This is a genomic window from Ectothiorhodospira sp. 9100 (assembly GCF_022227565.1).
GTDB lineage: Bacteria > Pseudomonadota > Gammaproteobacteria > Ectothiorhodospirales > Ectothiorhodospiraceae > Ectothiorhodospira > Ectothiorhodospira marina.
This window is the reverse complement of record NZ_JAJNAN010000049.1, coordinates 1-20,980: the sequence shown is the minus strand read 5'-3', so window position 1 is coordinate 20,980 and position 20,980 is coordinate 1. Positions and strand designations below refer to the sequence as shown.

Genomic DNA, 20,980 nt, shown 5'->3' with positions numbered 1-20,980 from the left:
GAAATTGCTCAGTGTCTGCCCCGCCTGCGCCTGTTCCTGATGGGTGCGCATGCGCAGCAGTTGAATGTAGTGATAGGCATTGAGCCAGGCGGCCACGTCCTCGCGCTTGAGCACGCCGGCCTCCACGCAGGCCTCCAGGCGCCGGCTGGTGTTCACCTCCGGGATGCGGTGGGCCAGGGCATAGATCCGGGCCACATCGACGATGGGCGTGGCGCCGTTCACCTTCATGTCCAGGCTGCGGGGGTGATCCCCCCGTGAGCTGACCTTGAAGTCCCCCAGCAGTCCCAGGGGGGGGCGCAGACGCAGCGCGTTCTCGGCCATCTGGCGACGGAACCGGCTGTTCTTTGCCGTCTTTTCCAGGAACCATTGGCGCAGTTCCTCGGCGGGGCCCTCGTTGCCCAGGATGACCCGGAAATCGAAATAGATATTGGCGTTGAGCAGATGCTTGGGGGTGCCCTGATCCACCCATTGGGTGAAGCGTTGACGCCATTCCTCGGGCGTGAGGCAGCAATCGGGGTTGGAGGCCATCACATTACCCCGGCACAGGGGATAGCCGCACTGGTCCAGGGCCTCATTGATGCGCTGGGCCAGGGGCAGCAGACGCTGCCGGGCTGCATCGGCGGTCATGCCTTCGGGGGGCACGAAGACGATGCCATTGTCCTGGTCCGTCTTCAGGGTCTGTTCCTGTCGGGCTTCGCTGCCGAAAGCCAGCCAGTCGAATTCGGGGATATCCGACCCCTCATCCTGCAGACAGATCTGGATGACCCGGCGGGTGATCTGGTCGTTGAGCAGGGTGATGATCTGGGTGATCTGATCCACGCGCACACCCTGGGCAATCATCTGCCCCACCAGCAGGTGCACGTCCCGGCCCAGGCGAGCCAGCGTCGCCACGTCCTCGGCACCACTGACCGAGCGGCTCAGATTCACCAGGCCCACTCGTTGCAGGGAGAACAGATCCCGCTCGGAGATCACACCGGTGAGGCGGCCTCGCTCCACGATGCACAAGTGGTGGAAGCCGTGGCTGGCCATGAGCATGGCCGCTTCAAAGGCAAATGCCTTGGGGGGCAGGGTGATCGGGTCCCGTGTCATCACGGCACTGATGGGTTCGTCCAGTCCGACCTCGGGCAGGGACACCCGGTTGAGTAGATCGTGCAGGGTGAACACCCCCAGCGGGCGTCGATCGTCATCGGTGATGACCACGCTACCCACGCGCTCATCGTCCATGGTCCGCAGCGCCTGGCGGATACGGGTTTCGGGCCGGCAGACCACGGGGTCGCGACGGATGCGTTCCCCCAGGGTGATATTGAGTGAGGTATCGCCACCCAGTCCGGCGGCGGCGCTGGCCTGCACCTGACGCCGCACCTTGTCCAACAGGTTGGCCAGACGGCGGGTGCAGAAGTCCTGGAACTCGGAAGACATCTTGAACAGTTTATTGAAGTCTTCCCGGTCCAGTTCAAAGCAGAAGGTATCCTCCGCCGCCCGGTAACGGGTACGCACGGCACGCCGCCCCACGAGGGCGCCCACGGGGAAGCACTCCCCCGGGGTCAGTTCCCAGGCGGTGCTGATGACATGACCGTCATCGTCCACCGGTTCGCCCAGCACCCGGCCCTGCTTGATGATGTAGAAGCGGTTGGCCGGCCCCATCTGGGGTGCGGTCACCTGCTCATCGCGGGCATAGAAGACCAGCTTGAGACGCTTGGCAAGAAATTCCAGGTGCACGAGATCCATCTGGTCGAACGGCGAATGCCGCCCCAGGAACTCCATCACCGGGATCAGTACACCCTGAGGGCGTTCTTTGCCGTTGTTGTGGTCTGTATGCATGCGTAACCGGATGAACCGTGGCTGTACAACCGGTTATGCAGAGATCGTGCCTGGTGGGTGTTACTCGTAGAAACAAGGGGTTAGGGAAGGGGGTGGTGTGACGAGGTGTTACCTGGGGTAACGGGTGTTACCTTTGGTAGCGTCGAACCGGGGTCGGCTCCGCGTTCATCCCTTGGGCCGGGGAAGCCCCATCCGGGTGCGACGCTCCCACAGGGCCTTGCGGCTGATGCCCAGGCGACGGGCGAGCTCGGTTTCCGTCATATGGGCCTGGTTGTCCAGCACGAAGCGCCGGAAATAGTCCTCCAGGCTGCTGTGGCCCGGGTCGCTCTTGTCCACCGGTGGGGTCAGGGCCAGGTGCTCGGGCTTGATGCGATCTCCATCGGCCAGGATGACGGCTCGTTCGATGGCGTTCTCCAGTTCGCGCACGTTGCCGGGCCAGGTATGGGCTTGCATGGCCTCCAGGGTTGACGCATCCAGGTTGACCAGGGTGCGTTTGAGCCGCCGACAGGCCTTATCCAGCAGGAATTCCGCCAGCCGCGGGATGTCTTCTCGGCGCTCGCGCAGGGCGGGCAGGGTCACTTCCATCACCTTCAACCGATAGTACAGGTCTTCCCGAAAACTCCCCTCACGGACCATGGTTTCAAGATCCCGATGCGTGGCGGCCAACAGGCGCAGGTCCACCTGACGGCTGCCGGTGGCCCCCACCCGACGGATCTCGCCATCCTGCAAGACGCGCAGCAGGCGCGACTGGGCAGCCGGTGTCAGCTCGCCGATCTCATCCAGGAATAGGGTGCCGCTGTCGGCCGCCTCGGCCAGACCCTGGCGGGTCTGGGCAGCGCCGGTGAAGGCCCCCTTCTCGTGACCAAAGAGTTCTGATTCCAGCAGGCCCTCGGGGATGGCGGCACAGTTCACCGAGACCAGAGGGGCCTGGGCACGGTGGCTCTTCTTGTGAATGGCCCGCGCCACCAGTTCCTTGCCCGTCCCCGACTCGCCCCGGATCAACACGGTGGTGTCGGTGGGCGCCACCTTCTCCAGGGTCTTGCAGATCTGCTGCATGGCGGGGGATTCCCCCACCATGCCTTCCACCGGGTAGGCCTGTCCGATCTGGGACTGAAGGTGGGCATTCTCACGCTCCAGTTGATACTGCTTGAGGATGCGGGCCACGCACAGCAGCATCTCGTCGTGATCGAAGGGTTTGGCGATGTAGTCGGCCGCCCCGTGCTTCATGGCCTCCACTGCCGAGCGTACGCTGGCGTAGCTGGTCATGATCAGTACGGGCGTTTGCGGGCAGTGGTCCACCATGGCGATGCCCTCGCCGTCAGGCAGCCGCAGGTCACTGATGACCAGATCAAAACATGTCTGCTGGCATTGCACCTGTGCCTGGGAAAGGCTGTCCGCCTCGGCCACCCGGTAGCCCTCGTGCTCCAGCAGACGCCCCAGGGCACGGCGGATCACCGCCTCGTCCTCGACGATAAGAATGCGGTTCAAGCCATGGTCTCCTCTTCTTCGATGGCCGGCAGTCGGATGCTGAAGCGCGTGCCTCCCTGGGCATGGCTGTCGGCATACACCAGGCCACCATGATCCTGAATGATGCTGTACACCACCGATAGCCCCAGGCCGGTGCCTTCCCCCGGCGGCTTGGTGGTGAAAAAGGGTTCGAAGATCTGGTCCAGCAGGCCTGAGGGGATGCCGGCGCCCTCGTCATCCACGTGGATTTCCACACCTCCGGGGAGGCGGCTGCCACGTATGGCAACGCGGTCGCCTGGGCTTGAGGCCTGCAGGGCATTGTTCACCAGGTTCACGAAGACCTGCAGCAATCGCTGATGATTGCCGCGGGCCTTCAAATCTTTGGGCACCTCATTGATGCAGGTGACCTCGCGACCCACGTCACTGAGCTTGATCAGCTGCAGCGCCTCATCCACGCAGGCGTTCAGGTTCACCGCCACCGGTAGGGGCCGCGGTGCCTCGCCCGCATGACTGAAGGTGATGAGTGACTGCACGATGTCATTGATGCGCCGGGTCTGTTCCAGGATCTGTTTGACGGTCAGGTCCACCTCGGCGGGGTCCTGCTCATAGCGCAGGTTCTGGGCCAGCGAGGTGATGCCGGTGAGTGGATTGCCGATCTCATGGGCGACGCCGGCGGCCAGGCGGCCAATGGAAGCCAGACGGTCATTATGGGCCACCTCGCTCTCCAGGTTGTGCAACTCGGTGAGGTCTTCCACCAGGACCACCATGCCCCCCAGACCATGCGTGGCCGAGTGGCCCAGGGTCGGGGATTCAATGGCGGCCTTGTGGAGATTGAGCCAGCGGTAGCGGCCATCCACGGAGATCTGCAGTTTGTACAGGTGCTTGTCATCGCCATTGATGAAGGTACGCAGCACCCCCTCCCAGGGGTCTTTGAGGGCATTCAGGGGCTGACCCACGGCATGCGCGGCCTCGATGCCGGAGATCATGGCCATGGTGTTGTTCCAGATGAGGATGTCTCCCCCCGGGTCGATGGAGCAGACGCCCAGAGGCAGTTCATGCAGCACCTGCCGATGGTAGCGGCGCAGGGTGTCCAGTTCCGCCGCCAGGCCGCGCAGCCGCACGGTGGAATGCTCCAGTTGTTCCTCCACGAACCGCAGGCTGTCGGCCAGGGCCACCTGGGCCTGGGGGGCCACGTTCAGCTGGTTATCCACGATCATCCGTGCCAGCAGTGGGCCCATCAACCCGGAGAGATTGCGCTCCAGATGGGTGCGCAGTCGGCGCAACTCGCCGGGGCGCTTTTCCGAGGGCTGCATGCCCATGTCTGTCAGGGCCCGCTGGATCTCCAGGTGGGCCGTCTGGGGGCCGATCACCTGGGCCAGGTGAGACTCCAGTTGCGCCACATTGCGGGCATCGGCGCTCACCCCGGTCGGTGAGAATTGTTCCCGACGACAGGCTTGGGCTGCCTCGGTCTCTTCCCGGGTCGGCCGGGTCAGCAAGGACCCGATCACGAACAGCACACTGTTCACGGCCAGTGACCAGAAGGTGGCAAAGGCCCAGCGGTTTTCGTCCTCGGCGCCCATGAATACGGCAAGGTTGAAGTTGATCATGGGCAGGCCGGACTCGTGGATGACCGGGATGATCAGTGCCAGCACCCAGACGGTGATGCCTCCCAGCAGGCCGGCAATGAAGCCAATGCGGGTGGCGCGCGGCCAGAACAGCAGGGCCAGGTAACCGGGCAGGAACTGAGCCACGGCCACGAAGGAGATCAGCCCCACCTGCACCAGGCCCTGGTTGAACTCCAGCAGCCAGTAAAAGCCGTAGCCCAGGGCAATGATGAGCAGGATCAGCAACCGCCTCCCCCAAAGCAACCAACCGTACAGGTTGCTTTGGGGTAGGGTCTGTTGATTCACATGGGCGGGCAGGATGAGGTGATTCAGGCACATGGCGGCCAGGGCCAGGGTGGTGATGATCATCATGGCGCTGGCGGCGGAGACTCCGCCGATGAAGGTGAATAGGGCCAGCCAGCCCGCGCCACCGTCTACCGGCAGGGCCAGCACGAAATAGTCGGCGGGGGTTTCCAGGGCGACGGCCTGACCGGCCCATAAAATGAGTGGGATGGGCAGGTTGAGCAGCAGCAGGAACAGGGGCAGACCCCAGGTGGCCACGCGCAGGGCGTGGGGATCCATGTTTTCCACAAACAGCATGTGGAACTGCCGGGGTAGCAGAAAGGCGGCGGCAAAGGCGAGCAGTATGAGGGTGAACCAGGGGCCTTCGCTGACCGGGGAATAGAGTGCCTCCAGGGCCTCGGGGTGTTCGGTCAGCCAGGTATTGAGCCCACCCCAGCCGCCAAAGATGCCCAGCAGGGCAAAGGCCCCCACCATCAGCAGGGTCACCAGTTTGACGGCGGATTCGAAGGCAATGGCCACCACCAGGCCCTCGTGTTTTTCCCGGGGGGTGATGTGGCGGGCGCCAAACAGGATGGCGAACAGGCCCAGGGTGGCGCAGAAACCCAGGGCCAGCAGATTGGGCGGGGCCTCCTGGGTGAGTACCGAAACCGAGTCGGTCACCGCCTTGATCTGCAGGGCCAGGTAGGGAAGGATCCCGGCCAGCATGAACAGGGTGACCAGTAGCCCGGTCCACTGGCTGCGATAGCGAAAGGCGAACAGGTCCGCCAGGGAGGTGAGCTGGTAGTCGCGTACCAGTCTGAGGATGGGGGCGAGCAACAAAGGGGCCAGGATGAAGGCCAGGGTCACTCCCAGGTAGATGGTGAGGAAGTTGTAGCCCTCGCTCTGGGCGAAGCCCACACTGCCGTAATAGGTCCAGGTGGTGGCATACACGCCCAGGGAGAGCACATACACCATGGGATGGCGCACCAGAGCGGTGGGCAACCAGCCACGTTCAGTGGCGTGGGCGATGAAGAACAGCAGGGCCAGATAGGCCACGCCCGCTGCATAGAGCACGCCGATCTCAGAGATCATGACGCCCACGTCCCAGCTGGATCAGAATCCCCAACCCGATGAGTCCGCCCCAGAGGAGATAGGGCAGATACCAGGGCATCCCCGGTCGCGACCACCAGTCCACCAAGGGCGAGGCAAACAGCAGCACGCCCAACAGAAACAGGATGAGGGTCTTGTCCAGGGCCGACATGGTGTAACCAATGGTAACGGGTGGCAGGGCGTAAGCATGCCGGATGCAGGTTGATTTGGCCAAGTAACAGAGGGATTGCGGCAAGCGGGAGTGCTCTAGCCCCTCTCCCGCTTGCGGGAGAGGGGTTGGGGTGAGGGAACGTACTTTTCCCGGGCCTCTTCCAGCAGACTGTCCACACTCACCCCGGCCTCAGCCCCTCCCAGCCCCAGAAAATCCAGTGCCCGTCCCAGGTTCTCCCCCGGCGTGGCATCATCCACCGCCGGGGCGTGGGTCTGTTTGGACAGTTTGGCACCCCCGTGATCCAGAACCACCGGGTGATGCAGATAGATGGGTGTGGGATACCCCAGCAAACGTTGCAGATGAATCTGCCGTGGCGTCGAAGCCAGCAAATCCATGCCCCGAACCACATGCGTGATGTCCTGGAATGCATCGTCCACTACCACGGCCAGCTGATAGGCCGTGAGCCCGTCAGCCCGGCGAATGACAAAATCACCGATCTGGCTTGCCAGTTGCTGACATACCTCGCCCTGGGCTCGATCGCAAAAACGAATGGGGTCATCGTGCGTACGGACCCGCAGGGCCCGGGGCGACTTGCCGGCGGGCAGACCGTCGCGACAGGTGCCCGGATAGACCGGGCCTTCCAGCCCTGGTTGGGCCAGGGCAGCCATCTCCCGACGGGTGCAGCCACAGTCATAAGCCCAGCCCCGATCCCGCAGGCATTGCATGGCGTCGGCATAGGCGTCGAGCCGGGTGCTCTGGTAAAGCACCGGTCCATCCCAATGCAGGCCGTGGACTTCCAGGGTGCGGAGGATGCGATCGGCGGCGCCGGGCTCTTCCCGGGGAGGGTCCAGGTCTTCCATGCGAACCCGCCACGTGCCGCCGTGGGCGCGGGCATCCAGCCAGGAAATCACGGCCGCGACCAGGGAGCCGAAATGCAGCGGGCCAGTGGGGGAGGGGGCGAAACGACCTGTGTAGGCGGGGTTCAAGCGTACGGTCTTGGGCGCGACAAGGCGCGCGGGAGCTTCAGTGCGCGGCATCCGACGCCCCAACCCGCAGGTGGGGCGTCGGGGTGCATCAGGCCATCTGCTTTTCCTTGATCTCCTGCAGGGTCTTGCAGTCAATACACAGGGTGGCGGTGGGACGGGCTTCCAGACGACGGATGCCGATCTCGACGCCACAGGCTTCGCAGTAACCGTAGTCGCCGTTATCCAGATCCGTGAGCGCCTCTTCGATCTTGCGGATCAACTTGCGCTCGCGGTCGCGGGTGCGCAGTTCCAGGCTGAATTCCTCTTCCTGGGTGGCACGGTCGGCCGGGTCGGCGAAATTGGCGGCATCTTCCTTCATGTGACCTACGGTGCGGTCCACTTCCTCCATGAGCTGCTGGCGCCAGGCCAGAAGGATGTTGCGAAAGTGCTCCTTCTGATCCCGGTTCATGTACTCCTCGCCCTCCGTGGGCTGGTAAGGGGCAATTCCATCATCCGGTCGGGACATCTTGCCGGATTTATTGGGCTGATTGCTGCTGGAGGCCATCGCTGCGCACACTCCTGACTGTCCAAAAGGCGAATGTAGATACCAGAGAATCCCCAGGGGTGCAAGCTAAAAACCGGTTGCATGAAGCCCCGGCGGGCGTGGATGGGCGCGGGCGCCCCGGGTGTCTGCCCGTGGATTGACATAGTAATCTTCCGGGCATCGTTAGTCGACCAGAGGGGAATACCGGTGAGTCATTCACTCAAGGCGTTGATCTGGGACGTGGACGGAACGCTGGCGGACACCGAACGCGACGGGCATCGCGTTGCTTTCAACGCGGCGTTTGCCGAGGCTGGGCTGGACTGGCATTGGTCGGTGGAGCGCTACGCGGGGCTTCTGGCCGTGACCGGCGGCAAGGAGCGCATCCGTTATTTCCTCAAGCAGGATGCGCCCACATTTGAGCCACCCGAAGACATGGATGCCTTCGTGGCGGGGCTGCATGCCCGCAAGACGGCCCGCTTCGCGGCCATGCTGGAGCAGGGGCATATTCCGTTGCGTCCGGGCGTCTCGCGTCTGCTCCATGAGGCCCGGGAGTCGGGCGTGAGGTTGGCGATTGCCACCACCACCTCGCCGGCCAATGTGGAGGGTTTGCTGCGGGCCAATCTGGGTGAGTCCGCCATTGGCTGGTTCAAGGTGATCGGCGCCGGGGATGTGGTGCCGGACAAGAAACCGGCCCCGGATATCTACCACCATGTGCTGGAAGGGCTGGACCTGGCGCCGGAGGAATGTCTGGCCATTGAGGATTCGGGTCATGGCCTGGCGGCCGCTCACGGGGCGGGTATCGGGACGGTGGTGACGGTGAATGAGTACACGGCCGATGAGGATTTCACCGGCGCCCTGGCGGTGCTGGATCACCTGGGTGAAGCGGGGCGGCCCTGTCAGGTCCTGCGCGGGGAGAGGCCCGAGCAGGGTGTTGTCACCCTGTCCTGGCTGCAGGCCCTGCATGAACGGCGTGCGGCACACCCCTGAGGCCGGCCGTCCCCTGCCGCAGCCCTTGTGGGAGCGGCCCTTGGCCGCGAATGGCTGAGCCCTCGGCTGTGCATCCATGCCAGAGGCCGGAGTGGACCTCGGGGCGACCGGCTTCCTTCCAGCGGGACGCCATGAATACATCCTTGTAGGCTCTGCAGCCGCTTCCTGCGGCTGAAGCCCGCTTACAGGAATCCGCTCCCCCCGAGGCCCGGACGCATCGGAGTCTTTTTCGAGAGGCCTCCCGGTAGACGGGGTCAGTCCTACGGAGGCTGACGTGAAAGGAGCAAGGTTCAGCGACAAACACTCCCTTCTCCCCCTCGGGGGAGAAGGGTTGGGGATGAGGGGGTTGGGGCAGGCACCGTGCCGATCCTCGCCCCTCACCCCAACCCCTCTCCCCCTCGGGGGAGAGGGGCTTGATCATGGTGAAGGTTCCCGGAGCTTTTCCACCCGGCAGTGGATTTCACCCTCGCCCAGGCGGGCCTGCAGGCGTTGATTTGGCTGAACCTGGCTGGCCGTGCGGATCACCTGGCCGGATTCATCCGCCAGGATGCTGTAGCCCCGGCCCAGGGTGGCCAGGGGGCTGACGGTGTGGAGGGTGCGGGCATTGCCGGTGAGGCGGGTGTTCAGGCGTTCCAGGCGCAGGTCCATGGCCCGGTGCAGACGTTGCGAGAACTGCTCGCAGCGTTCCTGTCCGGTCAGCACGCGGGCCGCCGGCGAGGTGCGTTGCAGGCGGGACCAGAGCACCTGCAGCCGGGCGCGCTGGTCCTGCTGTCGACGCACCATGGCCTGACGCAGACGCTGTTCCAGCTCGTCCAGGCGCTGGCTGCGATCCTGCAGTCGTCGTTCGGGATGCTGCTGACGCAGGTGGCGTTCCAGGGTCTGAAGCTGCAAACGAAGCGCGTGGAGCCGACGATTCATGCGCTCCTGGAGCAGCGCCTGCTGATGCGCCACGCGCTGAATCAGGTCCTGGCCATTGGGGCTCACCAGTTCGGCGGCGGCTGAGGGGGTGGCGGCGCGCAGGTCGGCGGCAAAATCGGCAATGGTCACGTCGGTTTCATGGCCCACACCGCTGACCACCGGCACCGGGCAGGCGCGGATGGCGCGGGCCACCGATTCCTCGTTGAAGGCCCACAGATCCTCCAGTGAGCCGCCACCTCGGGCCAGGATGAGCACATCACAGTTGCCCTGATGCGCGGCCTGCTCCAGAGCCCGCACCATGGCCGGGGCGGCCTCGGTGCCCTGCACCGGCACGGGGAATATCAGCACCGGCAGGGCGGGGAAACGGCGCCGGAGCACCGAAAGGATGTCACGGATGGCAGCGCCGGAGGGGGAGGTAACCACACCCACGCGCCGGGGGAAGGCGGGCAGGGGGCGTCGCGCCGCCGGGTCGAACAGCCCTTCGGCCTCCAGTTGGCGCCGCAGGGCCTCGAAGGCCCGGCGCAGGGCGCCGTCGCCGGATGCCTCCATGTGCTCGACGATCAACTGGTAGTCGCCGCGGGGCGCATACAGGCTCACCCGGGCCCGAGCCAGCACCTGGGTGCCATCGGTGGGGCGGAATCCCAGCAGGCGGGCGCGATTGCGGAACAGGGCGCAGCGAACCTGAGCACCGCTGTCCTTGAGCGAGAAATACAGGTGCCCGGAGGCGGGGCGGGCCAGGTTGGAGAGCTCCCCCTCCACCCAGATCAGCGGAAAGCTGCCTTCCAGTTCGGCGCGGACGGCTTCGTTCAGGGCAGAGACGGTAAGGATCGGGGGCATGCGCGTGAAGATACAACCACAGCACTCAGGTTTACCACCCCCCGTCGCATCCTTATAATGGGAAGATTAATCACCGTGTCCCTCCCGAGAATCGTCATGCGCATCGTCCAGGAAGCCCTCACCTTCGACGACGTCCTTCTGCTACCCGCTCACTCAAGGGTATTGCCCAAGGAAGTCGACCTCAGCACGCGGTTCACCCGCGGCATCACTCTGAACATTCCCCTGGTGTCGGCCGCCATGGACACGGTCACCGAAGCCCGCCTGGCCATTGCCATCGCCCAGGAGGGCGGTATCGGCATCGTTCACAAGAACATGAGCATTCAGGCGCAGGCGCAGCAGGTGCGCATCGTCAAGAAATACGAGACCGGGGTGATTGTCGATCCCATCATCGTGACCCCCGATACCAGCATTCGCGATGTGCTGGCCATTACCCGTGCCAATGACATCTCCGGCGTGCCCGTGGTCAATGGCAAGGATCTGGTGGGCATCGTCACCAGTCGCGACCTGCGTTTCGAGACCCGGATGGATGCGCCGGTCTCTCAGATCATGACGCCCAAGGAGCGCCTCGTCACCGTGCGTGAGGGGGCCGATCGTGAGGAGGTGCAGCATCTGCTGCATGAACACCGGATCGAAAAGGTGCTGGTGGTGAACGACGACTTTCACCTGCGCGGCATGATCACCGTGAAGGACATCCAGAAATCCACCGACTTCCCCATTGCCTGCAAGGACGCCCAGGGACGTCTGCGAGTGGGGGCGGCCCTGGGCGTGGGGGCCGGCACCGAGGAGCGTTGCGAGGCGCTGGTGGACGCGGGCGTGGACGCGGTGATCGTGGACACCGCCCATGGACACTCCCAGGGCGTGCTGGATCGTGTGGCCTGGGTGAAGAAGCACTTCCCGGATGTGCAGGTGGTGGGGGGCAACATCGCCACCGGCGAAGCCGCCCGTGCGCTGGTGGATGCGGGCGCCGATGCGGTCAAGGTGGGGATTGGCCCCGGGTCCATCTGCACCACGCGCGTCGTGGCCGGTGTGGGTGTGCCCCAGGTCACGGCCATCGATAATGTACGCCAGGCCCTCAAGGACACGGACGTACCGCTGATTGCCGACGGGGGCGTGCGGTTCTCTGGAGACTTTGCCAAGGCCATGGCCTCCGGTGCCCATTCAGTGATGTTGGGCAGTCTTTTTGCCGGTACCGAGGAGGCCCCCGGGGAAGTGGAACTCTACCAAGGCCGCTCCTACAAGTCTTACCGGGGGATGGGCTCGCTGGGCGCCATGCAGCAAGGGTCCTCGGATCGCTACTTCCAGGACAACGAAGGCAATGCCAACGTGGACAAGCTGGTGCCGGAAGGGATCGAGGGGCGGGTACCCTACAAGGGCACCATTGTCGCCATCATCCATCAACTGGTGGGCGGGCTGCGCTCCTCCATGGGTTACGTGGGCTGCGCCAGCATCGAAGAGATGCGCACGCGCCCTGGTTTTGTGCGGGTGACCGCGGCGGGGATGCGTGAGAGCCACGTGCACGACGTGGCCATCACCAAGGAAGCCCCCAACTACCGGATGGACTGATCCATGACCGTTGCCGATATCCACGCCTACCGCATTCTGATTATCGATTTCGGTTCCCAGTACACCCAACTCATTGCGCGGCGCATCCGCGAAGCCGGGGTGTATTCGGAGATTCATCCCTGGGACATGGATGAGGCCGCCATTCGGGGCTTCGCCCCCACGGGGATCATCCTCTCCGGTGGCCCCGAGTCGGTGCACGAAAGCGATCCGCCCGGCGTGCCCCAGTGCGTGTTCGAGCTGGGCGTGCCGGTGCTCGGCATCTGCTACGGCATGCAGACCATGGCCGCCCAGTTGGGGGGGCGCGTGGAGGGGTCGGATCACCGGGAGTTCGGGTATGCCCAGGTGCGCGCCCACGGCCATACACCGCTGCTGACCCATATCGAGGATCACAACACGCCGGAAGGCTTCGGCATGCTGGATGTGTGGATGTCCCATGGTGACCGGGTCACGCAGATGCCCGAGGGCTTCAAGCTCATGGCCTCCACCGAGTCGGCTCCCATCGCCGGCATGGCCGACGAGGCCCGGGGCTTCTATGGCGTGCAGTTCCACCCGGAGGTCACTCACACCACCCAGGGGCAACGCATCCTGTCCCGCTTCGTGCACGATATCTGTGGCTGCGAAAACCTCTGGACTGCGGGCAACATCATTGACGACATGACTGCCCGCGTGCGTGAGCAGGTGGGAGATGACCACGTGGTGCTGGGTCTCTCCGGTGGGGTGGATTCCTCCGTGGTGGGCGCCTTGCTGCACAAGGCCATTGGTGACCAGCTCACTTGCGTGTTCGTGGATACCGGCCTGCTCCGACACCAGGAGGGTGACCAGGTGATGGCCACCTTCGCCCGCCACATGGGCGTGCGCGTGATCCGCGTGGATGCCGAGGATCGCTTCCTGTCGGCCCTGGAAGGAGAGGCGGACCCGGAAGAAAAACGCCGCATCATCGGCCGCCTGTTCGTGGAAGTCTTCGACGAGGAGGCCAGCAAGCTGACCAATGCCCGTTGGCTGGCCCAGGGCACCATCTACCCGGACGTGATCGAGTCCGCCGGCTCCAAGACCGGCAAGGCGCATGTGATCAAGTCTCACCACAACGTGGGCGGACTCCCCGAGACCATGAAGCTGGGCTTGGTGGAGCCCCTGCGGGAGTTGTTCAAGGATGAGGTGCGCCGCATCGGCGTGGAGCTGGGCCTGCCCACGGAGATGGTCTACCGTCATCCCTTCCCGGGGCCGGGGCTTGGGGTGCGTATCCTGGGGCAGGTGAAAAAGGAATATGCGGACCTGCTGCGTCGTGCTGACCACATCTTCATCGAGGAGCTGCGCGCCGCCGGTCTGTACGATCAGGTCTCCCAGGCCTTTGCGGTGTTCCTGCCGGTGAAGTCGGTGGGCGTGATGGGCGATGGTCGCCGCTATGACTACGTGGTGGCCCTGCGCGCCGTGGAGACCATCGACTTCATGACCGCCCGTTGGGCCCACCTGCCCTATGAGTTCCTCGACAAGGTCTCCCGCCGCATCATCAACGAGATCAAGGGCATCTCCCGGGTCACCTACGACATCTCCGGCAAGCCGCCGGCGACCATCGAGTGGGAGTGAAATAAGGTCTTTCGGGGACTATCGGCGGTTATCGGAAATGTGGCGTAACTTAATGATTTATATAAATTTATGTCTCATTACCTATCGGTGGCTATCGGCGGCAAGCAGAAACATTTGTCGGTAAAAGCGACGGTATCGCAAATTCCCGGAATTAAGACTCTCCCAATTACCGTCATGCCTTTTTTCGGCATGACGGTAAAACTACGCCCTGACTTCTTTTGAAATCAAGAACTTAGGGAAATCATCAGGGCTCCTGACCCTTGACGGTAACAAACCGCAAAAACACAGGAGAAACCTGATATGTTGACCGATACAGCACTACGCAAACTCAAGCCCAAAGCCGCGCCCTACAAGGTCTCCGACCGCGACGGCATGTACGTGACGGTGTCGAAGGTCGGCACCGTCACCTTCCGTTACGACTACCGCCTCAATGGCCGCCGCGAAACCCTCACCCTGGGTCGCTACGGGCCGGGCGGTATTTCCCTGGCTCTGGCGCGGGATCGTCTGCTGGATGCCCGCAAGGCTGTGGAGGAAGGACGCTCTCCCGCCCAGGAGAAGCAGCGGGAGAAACGCCGTCTGTCCCGTGCCAAGACGTTCGCGGAATTCACCGAGGTGTGGTTGGAGGCCTCCGGCATGGCCGACAGCACTCGGTCCATGCGTAAGCACGTCATTGACCGCGATATCCTGCCGGCCTTCAAGAACCGCCTGCTGATGGAGATCTCACCCGATGATCTGCGGGCCCTGTGCATGAAGGTGAAAAAGCGTGGGGCACCAGCCACCGCCATCATTGTGCGCGACATCGTGAAGCAGGTTTACGGTCACGCCATCATGCACGGCGAGAAAGTGCCCAACCCGGCTGAGGAGGTGAGCCCTGCCTCTATCGCCACCTTTACACCTGGAACCGTTCACGGTTCACGACCTGCGCCGTACCGGCTCCACCTTGCTCAATGAAGTTGGTTTCAGTCGCGACTGGATCGAGAAGGCGCTGGCCCACGAGGACAACCGTTCGTCACGCGCCGTGTACAACAAGGCGGAGTATGCCGAGCAGCGTCGTCACATGTTGCAGGAGTGGGCGAACATGATTGATGCCTGGGTGGAGGGCGACACCTACACGCCAACGCTGCTGCCATCGAGCATGTCGGTGCCGTCGTTGAGGGCGTCGGTATGAATACGTCCTATACAGCGCATGTAGGGGAGAATACGCAAGCCCCGATTCCCTTGTGGGCAGGTGAGGAACCTGCCCGCACAGTTGATAAAAATCCTGATAAAGTCACTATAAGTGAGTCTTTATTGGATAATTTAAACTACCAGGTATTGGCGTGGGTTTATAAAAAGTGTATTTTACTCACTATGAGTGACCAAAATGAGAGTAAATTAAACCGCCTGCTGGCTGGACTCAGCGATACCGGCGTGGTTTCCAGCCGGTGGTTAAGAGCGCAGGGCTATTCCAGCAGCCTGGTGGTCCGCTATGTGGACAGCGGTTGGCTGGTATCACCGGCTCGTGGCGTGTACATGCGCAAAGGCGGCTCCCTGCGGTGGGAAGGCGTGGTGCGGACGCTGCAATGGATGGAGGGTTTGTCACTGCATGTCGGCGGACGCTTTGCCTTGGCCTGGTTGGGACATGAGCACTACCTGCGCTTGGGCGAAGCTGCCGTGATCACCCTCTACGGGCCGGATCGTGTGCCCGGGTGGGTGGGCAAGTTGCCGTTGGTGGAAGGTGTCGAGTACTGCGGCAAGGGGCCTTTTGATCTGCCAGTGCTTCCTCTTACCGATGAGACATCGGATCAGGCGTTGCTGGACCAAGGCCTGGAGCGGCGTGAAGCAGCGCCGAGCGGGATGCTGGTATGTTCGACACCGGAGCGGGCCATGTTGGAATTGTGTGACGAGGCGTCTGATGCCAGTGGAGTCTATGAGGTCGACGCATTGATGCAGGGCATGGCCACCCTGCGTCCACAACGGCTTGAAATGTTGCTGAGCTATTGCCGCAGCATCAAGGCCAAGCGCTTGTTTCTTGCCCTGGCCGAACGCCATGGGCATGCCTGGTTTTCGCATCTATCGCTCGATGGTGTAGACCTCGGACGTGGTAAACGGTCCCTGGTTTCCGGTGGTCATCTGCATCCCCGATATCAGATCACCCTGCCGGGAGACCTCGATGAACAGTTGGGATAAACGCTACAGCGATCGGGTGCAGTTGCTGGTGGATATCCTGCCGGTGCTGGCAAAGGAAACCCGCTTTGCCCTGAAAGGCGGGACGGCCATCAACTTGTTCGAGCACGATCTTCCGAGGCTGTCGGTCGATATCGACCTGACCTGGTTGCCGGTGCAGGATTTCGAGGCGGACGTGGCGGCGATATCGGCGGCATTGGAGCAGTTGGCGGAGACATTGCGTGCCCGCCCTTTGCAGCTACAAGTGCAGACATCGGGTGGCGCAAACACCGGAGGCATCACGCGGTTGATCTGCAGCCGCGGCCGTGCCCGGGTGCAGATCGAAACCACCCCGGTGATGCGCGGCGCGGTACATCCGGTTCGCACCATGGTGGTCCAGCCGGAGGTGGAACAGGCCTTCGGTGCGACCCGGTGGCGCTGTGCTTCGCGCAAGGCCCGATCCCAGCCGATCCACTCATCGCGCGCCGCCAACTGCAGCGCCGAGGCGGCAAACCCCAGTGCCCCCAGCCAGCCATGCGCCGAGCCGATCAGATAGCGCATCTGCGCCCCCACCAGCGGGCCCATCCCGCGGGGGTGCTCGCGCGCCATCAACTCGTTCCAGATGGCCCGATGCGCGGCATCGTCCACGCGCACCAGGGCCAGATCCACCAACTCGGTGACTTGCCCACCGGCGCCGCCACCGGCTCACCCAGTCGCCGCTCGACACGCTGCCCCGGCAGGCGTTTGTCCAGCGGAAGATGTGGGTACAGGGCAGCCCTAGACAGGTAGACTGCTTCCAGTTGGTGCGCCGGTGGAAGGCGTGCCGCGCAGAGGTAGAGCCGTCGTGCTGTATGCGCGGCTCTGATATCATACTTTCTGGTTGATCATGGTGTGAAAAAACACCGCTGCCGGAAAAATCGCTGCATCACCCGCGTAAACAAAGATCTGGTGATTCTGACGGTAAAAGCGACGGTAAAGTCCAAAATCAGCCTTTAATGAAAACTTTACCTTCAATGGGGTAAAGCCTTCGTTGATGATTGAGAGGGGATGATTACCCGCTCATCACACAAAGATCCGGCTGATCTGCTGCATGGCGGTCGGATCTTCGTCCCAGGGCAGTGTCGGGTCCTCTGGCGTGGCCCCCAGGCGGCGCAGGGAGGCGACCTTCATTCGGTCCACCGAAGCCAGCCGGTGGCGGGTGGACTGATAGCTCTCGATGTTGGCTGCCTGGACGATGTCCACGTAGTCGATGGGAGCCTCATCCCCCGGATCCCGACCCAGGTTGTCGTGTTCCGCGGCCACGTCGATCAGTGCCTGCTCGAAGTTCCAGGCCTTGAGCACCGCCTTGCCCACCGCCATGTGCAGCGAGGCGATGATCAGGTTCAGATGCTTCTCGTTCTGGACAATCACATCCACGTTCTTGGCCTTGTTCAGGATGGGGATCACACCCACGTCGTGGATCAGGCCGGCCAGCATGGCTTCCTCCTGGTCCAGGTGGCGGTGGCGACGGGCCAATAGGGTGCTGATCACGGCCACCTCCACGCTGTGCTCCCAGAGGGTTTCCATGCGTTGGCGGATGCCTCGGTGACCGGTGCTGAATACATCCCGCATGGCCAGCGACAGCAGCACATTCTTGGTCTTCTCCAGCCCCAGTCGGGTGATGGAAGACTTGATGGTGGCGCAACGGGTCAAGCCCCGGTAAACGGGGCTGTTGGCGTAGCGGATCAGCCGCGCCGCCATGGCGGTGTCGCGGGCCACCACGGAGGTGACATCATCAATGGAGCTGTCCTCGCGATTGATGGTAAACAGGGCCTGGATGGAGACATCCGGCAGGGTCGGAATCTGGATGCCCTTGCCCTGAAGGTCTGCGCGAAGATCCGCCACAAATTCGTCGACGATCTCTTTGGAATCGAGATTTCTTTTCACGGGGGATGTGAACGAGTGAATGAGTAGCTTGCAGTATGACATATCAGATCGAGACTAAGGAGCGCAGACATGGATCCGCAGGATACCCACTGGATGCATCAGGCCCTGGAACTGGCCCGGCAGGCGGCTGAACATGGCGAGGTGCCCGTGGGGGCTGTGGTGGTCCGTGAGGGAGAATGCCTGGGGCAGGGCGGCAATCAGCCCATTGGTCTGGCCGACCCCACGGCCCATGCGGAGATACTGGCGTTGCGCGAGGCCGCCCGGCGGGAAGGCAACTACCGGCTGCCGGGCACCACGGTTTACGTCACCCTGGAGCCTTGCGGCATGTGCATCGGGGCCATGATCCATGCCCGTGTGGCGCGGGTGGTATTTGGCGCCCATGACCCCAAGACCGGCGCCGCTGGCAGCGCCGCCGATCTGGTCAACCTGCCCATGCATAACCACCGGTTGCAGGTCACCGGCGGTGTGCTGGCTCAAGCCTGCGGTGATTTGCTGCGGGATTTCTTTCGCACACGGCGTGGGCGGCGCTCATAGGCCCGGGGGCAGGATCTCCAGCGGGGCTATGCCCCGGCGGGGAGGAGGGGGGGCGGGTTCATCGAGCGTTTCACGACTGCCATTGAGCCAGGTGAGAATGTCGTAGAAACTGCGTATGTTTTGCACATAATGCACCGGCTCCCATCCACGGGCGTACCCATAGCGGGTTTGTCGGTGCCACTGAGGCTGGCTGAGCAGGGGCAGATGGTCCATCACGTCCACCCAGCGATCGGGATCCCCCCCCTGGGCTCGGGTGATCCGGCGGGCATCGTAAAGGTGGCCCAGCCCCACGTTATAGGCGGCCAGGGCCATCCAGGTTCGATCGGGCTCCTGAATGTCGTCGGGCAAGCGCTCGCGCAGGTGGGTGAAATACTCCGCCCCGCCGAATACGGACTTGCGGGGGTCTGTGCGGTCCTGAATGCCCAGTTGTCCGGCGGTGGCCCGGGTGAGCATCATGAGGCCCCGGACCCCCGTGTGGGAAATGGCCCGGGGATCCCAGTGGGATTCCTGGTAACTGATTGCGGCCAGCAGGCGCCAGTCCATATCATGAGCCTCTGCCGCCTCGCGAAAGAGGGGCTCAAAACGTCCCAGTCGATCCTGGATGCGACGCATGAAGGTGAGGATACCAGCGTAATCCAGCACCTCCACATGGCCGAAATAACGCTCCAGAATCTGTTCCAGACGACCGTCCTCCCTGATCTGCTCGAAGAAGACTTCCGCTTCCTTTAATAGTGTGGAGTCCGCGTTGCGCTTGAAGGCCCAGGCCAGTGGCCGGGGCTCCGACAGTTCCAGCGCCACCCGCAGTTCCGGGAAAAAACGCAATGTGGCTGCCAGTTCCATGGAGTCCACCACCGTGAGTTCGGCCTCGCCCTCCCATACCTGGCGTAGTAGATCCTCCGGAGTGGTGTCCACCACTGCTTCCCATTGCAGCCCTGGGTAGAGCGGTTGTAACTGCGCCAGCGTGGCCGCATGACTGCTACCGGCCACCACCAGAATACGGCGACCGTCCAGATCGGCCAGGGATTCCGGTCGGTGCCCACCGCTGCGGTAGATCAACTGCTCGGTCACCTGCATGTAACGGGGCCCGAAGCGCACCTGGCTGAGTCGTGGCCGGGTGATGGTGATCCCTGCGGCAGCCATGTCGGCCCGCCCGGCGCTCACCAGAGGTAGGATCGCCTCAAAGCGATCGGGCACCAGGATGCGCAGTTCCACCCCCAGATGCTCGGCAAATGCCGAGGCCAGGTCATATTCAAAGCCGCTGGTGCCGTTACCCCAGGGTTGGTAAGTGGTGTTGCCGATGCGCGTGGCCACCACCAGTTCGCCCTTGGCTCGCACCCGCTCCAGTTCGGTCACGGGGCGCAGGAAGAGAAACAGCAGGGTCATGGTCACCAGCAGGAGGAAGGCAACAATCTCCATGCGCTGGGCCAGGGTCAATAGGGGGCGTCGGCGTTTCAAGGGCTTAAAAAGACAGGGGCGGATAGGCTATAATGCCTGACTTAGCCCAGACCGTCAGGAGAGGTGCCGGAGCGGTCGAACGGGGCGGTCTCGAAAACCGTTGTACGCGCGAGCGTACCGAGGGTTCGAATCCCTCCCTCTCCGCCATAATGCCCGCCGAGCGCAACACGCTGCAAAGCCCAGTCCGCAGGCTCGGTAGTAAGGAAGCACAGTAGCAAGAAAAAGGGGAAGCCGATTCTGATTGGCTTCCCCTTTTTGCGTCATTGGCCGCGGAACGATGATTTGTGTGACTCATCTGTCTCGTCTCATTTGTCGCCCGTGCCCCAGTTTTCGGTAGGCTTCGAAATCGAATTCTGTCGCAGAAGTGATTGCATCCTGTCTGAGAGAAAGATAAATATCTGACTCGGCGTCCTCGTAAAAGGTGTGAAACTCCACCCTGAGTGTGTCTTTGTCCCTGTGTCCGCTCATGAGTGGCATAATGGAAATATCCTGATCCATCCCGTTGGTCTCGGTCGGCTCACCCAAGTCAATGACTTTTCCCACGTATACCTTTCGATCCTCCATGGAGAGCATGACATATTTGTCTTTCTGGAGGGAAAGCTTGAACAGAAGATCATCCAGTGGGCTGTCGGACAGAAGCTCTCCAATTACGTAGATCTTGGTGATCTTGGAGTCCCACGTACCAAAACGGCGCCAAAGACTGATATGTCCCCAGGCTTTCGTGGTGAATGCAGAGAGGAAGGTGAGAACGGACAGTATGAAAAACCAGGCAAGCCTCGAGGCTTCCGTTTCATCCCTGGCCCCTATGACCAACATGGCGTCCGTCAGGCTCGCCGAAAGCGTCAGATTGACGCTGAAGCGTGAGTTCGAGAAAGCATCAGGGATCCAGTAATGCGCAGCGAGGGCAACGACAAAGGCAATGGCGAAACACTTGAGACCGAGTTCTGCGCTCTTGAGGTAGAGGTACTGGCCTTCGAATCGATGGAGCTTGTAGGAGTGTATGGGGTGGATATGGCAGGCAAAGAATCCCGCAACGAGAACCGGGAAAATCAGTAATAAGAGCATCTCGCCCTCGGTGGGACACTAT

Annotated in this window: 18 protein-coding genes, 1 tRNA gene and 1 pseudogene; 9 read left to right on the top strand and 11 right to left on the bottom strand. The window is 62.8% G+C overall.

The genetic code is table 11. The annotated features are described in order from the left end of the window. From LPW29_RS12745 to dksA, 6 genes are all read right to left on the bottom strand, one after another. Window positions 1-1,821, bottom strand: a 1,821-nt coding sequence (locus LPW29_RS12745) for a DUF294 nucleotidyltransferase-like domain-containing protein (RefSeq protein ID WP_238628327.1), incomplete at its 3' end; no start/stop codon positions are given. Between the two features lie 165 nt (window positions 1,822-1,986). Beyond that, window positions 1,987-3,309, bottom strand: coding sequence for a sigma-54-dependent transcriptional regulator (locus tag LPW29_RS12740; RefSeq protein ID WP_238628326.1), 1,323 nt, complete (start codon window positions 3,307-3,309; stop codon window positions 1,987-1,989). Next, a complete protein-coding gene (locus LPW29_RS12735) occupies window positions 3,306-6,266 on the bottom strand; it encodes an ATP-binding protein (RefSeq protein ID WP_090249606.1) in 2,961 nt (986 codons plus the stop codon). The genes LPW29_RS12740 and LPW29_RS12735 overlap by 4 nt, the downstream gene beginning before the upstream one ends. Then, complete coding sequence (locus tag LPW29_RS12730) at window positions 6,256-6,435, bottom strand: hypothetical protein (RefSeq protein ID WP_177169814.1); 180 nt, start codon at window positions 6,433-6,435, stop codon at window positions 6,256-6,258. The genes LPW29_RS12735 and LPW29_RS12730 overlap by 11 nt, the downstream gene beginning before the upstream one ends. A 95-nt stretch (window positions 6,436-6,530) precedes the next feature. Continuing rightward, the gene (gene gluQRS, locus LPW29_RS12725; RefSeq protein ID WP_238628325.1) at window positions 6,531-7,421 is read right to left on the bottom strand and encodes a tRNA glutamyl-Q(34) synthetase GluQRS; all 891 of its coding nucleotides are present in this window, start codon (window positions 7,419-7,421) and stop codon (window positions 6,531-6,533) included. 88 nt (window positions 7,422-7,509) lie between these two features. Further along, window positions 7,510-7,965: an RNA polymerase-binding protein DksA gene (gene dksA, locus LPW29_RS12720; protein WP_090249613.1), complete on the bottom strand. Its 456-nt coding sequence runs from the start codon at window positions 7,963-7,965 to the stop codon at window positions 7,510-7,512. Between the two features lie 186 nt (window positions 7,966-8,151). On the opposite strand from dksA, the gene LPW29_RS12715 reads away from it, so the two are divergent. Further along, window positions 8,152-8,931, top strand: coding sequence for an HAD family hydrolase (locus LPW29_RS12715; RefSeq protein WP_238628324.1), 780 nt, complete (start codon window positions 8,152-8,154; stop codon window positions 8,929-8,931). Between the two features lie 417 nt (window positions 8,932-9,348). Here the strand turns inward: LPW29_RS12715 and xseA are convergent, their stop codons facing one another. Continuing rightward, window positions 9,349-10,686: an exodeoxyribonuclease VII large subunit gene (gene xseA / locus LPW29_RS12710; protein ID WP_238628323.1), complete on the bottom strand. Its 1,338-nt coding sequence runs from the start codon at window positions 10,684-10,686 to the stop codon at window positions 9,349-9,351. 96 nt (window positions 10,687-10,782) lie between these two features. Between xseA and guaB the strand changes: the two genes are divergently transcribed. From guaB to LPW29_RS12685, 6 genes are all read left to right on the top strand, one after another. Continuing rightward, window positions 10,783-12,249 (top strand): IMP dehydrogenase, encoded by a 1,467-nt coding sequence (gene guaB / locus LPW29_RS12705; protein ID WP_090249621.1) that lies wholly within the window; start codon window positions 10,783-10,785, stop codon window positions 12,247-12,249. Between the two features lie 3 nt (window positions 12,250-12,252). After that, window positions 12,253-13,833, top strand: a complete 1,581-nt coding sequence (guaA, locus tag LPW29_RS12700; protein ID WP_238628322.1) for a glutamine-hydrolyzing GMP synthase — start codon at window positions 12,253-12,255, stop codon at window positions 13,831-13,833. A gap of 300 nt (window positions 13,834-14,133) precedes the next feature. Next, on the top strand, window positions 14,134-14,784 hold the full coding sequence (locus LPW29_RS12695) for a tyrosine-type recombinase/integrase (RefSeq protein WP_443112358.1): 651 nt from the start codon (window positions 14,134-14,136) through the stop codon (window positions 14,782-14,784). Then, complete coding sequence (locus LPW29_RS15785) at window positions 14,774-15,001, top strand: hypothetical protein (RefSeq protein ID WP_443112357.1); 228 nt, start codon at window positions 14,774-14,776, stop codon at window positions 14,999-15,001. The genes LPW29_RS12695 and LPW29_RS15785 overlap by 11 nt, the downstream gene beginning before the upstream one ends. Then, window positions 14,998-16,002, top strand: coding sequence for a type IV toxin-antitoxin system AbiEi family antitoxin domain-containing protein (locus LPW29_RS12690; protein ID WP_238628321.1), 1,005 nt, complete (start codon window positions 14,998-15,000; stop codon window positions 16,000-16,002). Before LPW29_RS15785 ends, LPW29_RS12690 begins: the two co-directional genes overlap by 4 nt. Beyond that, window positions 15,986-16,534, top strand: a complete 549-nt coding sequence (locus LPW29_RS12685; RefSeq protein WP_238628320.1) for a nucleotidyl transferase AbiEii/AbiGii toxin family protein — start codon at window positions 15,986-15,988, stop codon at window positions 16,532-16,534. The genes LPW29_RS12690 and LPW29_RS12685 overlap by 17 nt, the downstream gene beginning before the upstream one ends. On the opposite strand, the pseudogene LPW29_RS12680 reads toward LPW29_RS12685, so the two are convergent. Beyond that, window positions 16,465-16,626, bottom strand: a pseudogene (locus LPW29_RS12680) (Druantia anti-phage system protein DruA); the annotation flags it as partial. The gene LPW29_RS12685 and the pseudogene LPW29_RS12680 overlap by 70 nt on opposite strands. A gap of 414 nt (window positions 16,627-17,040) precedes the next feature. Next, window positions 17,041-17,904 carry an HDOD domain-containing protein gene (locus LPW29_RS12675; RefSeq protein WP_370642768.1) on the bottom strand — a complete coding sequence of 288 codons (864 nt, stop codon included), beginning with the start codon at window positions 17,902-17,904 and terminating at the stop codon, window positions 17,041-17,043. A gap of 69 nt (window positions 17,905-17,973) precedes the next feature. Between LPW29_RS12675 and tadA the strand changes: the two genes are divergently transcribed. After that, window positions 17,974-18,438, top strand: a complete 465-nt coding sequence (tadA, locus tag LPW29_RS12670) for a tRNA adenosine(34) deaminase TadA (RefSeq protein WP_238628318.1) — start codon at window positions 17,974-17,976, stop codon at window positions 18,436-18,438. Here tadA and mltF read toward each other — a convergent pair. Further along, window positions 18,433-19,893 (bottom strand): membrane-bound lytic murein transglycosylase MltF, encoded by a 1,461-nt coding sequence (gene mltF / locus LPW29_RS12665; RefSeq protein WP_238628317.1) that lies wholly within the window; start codon window positions 19,891-19,893, stop codon window positions 18,433-18,435. The genes tadA and mltF overlap by 6 nt on opposite strands. A gap of 57 nt (window positions 19,894-19,950) precedes the next feature. On the opposite strand from mltF, the gene LPW29_RS12660 reads away from it, so the two are divergent. Further along, window positions 19,951-20,040 (top strand) — tRNA-Ser (locus LPW29_RS12660). Window positions 20,041-20,184: 144 nt separating this feature from the next. Here the strand turns inward: LPW29_RS12660 and LPW29_RS12655 are convergent. Further along, a complete protein-coding gene (locus LPW29_RS12655; RefSeq protein ID WP_238628316.1) occupies window positions 20,185-20,958 on the bottom strand; it encodes a hypothetical protein in 774 nt (257 codons plus the stop codon). Window positions 20,959-20,980: the final 22 nt, after the last annotated feature.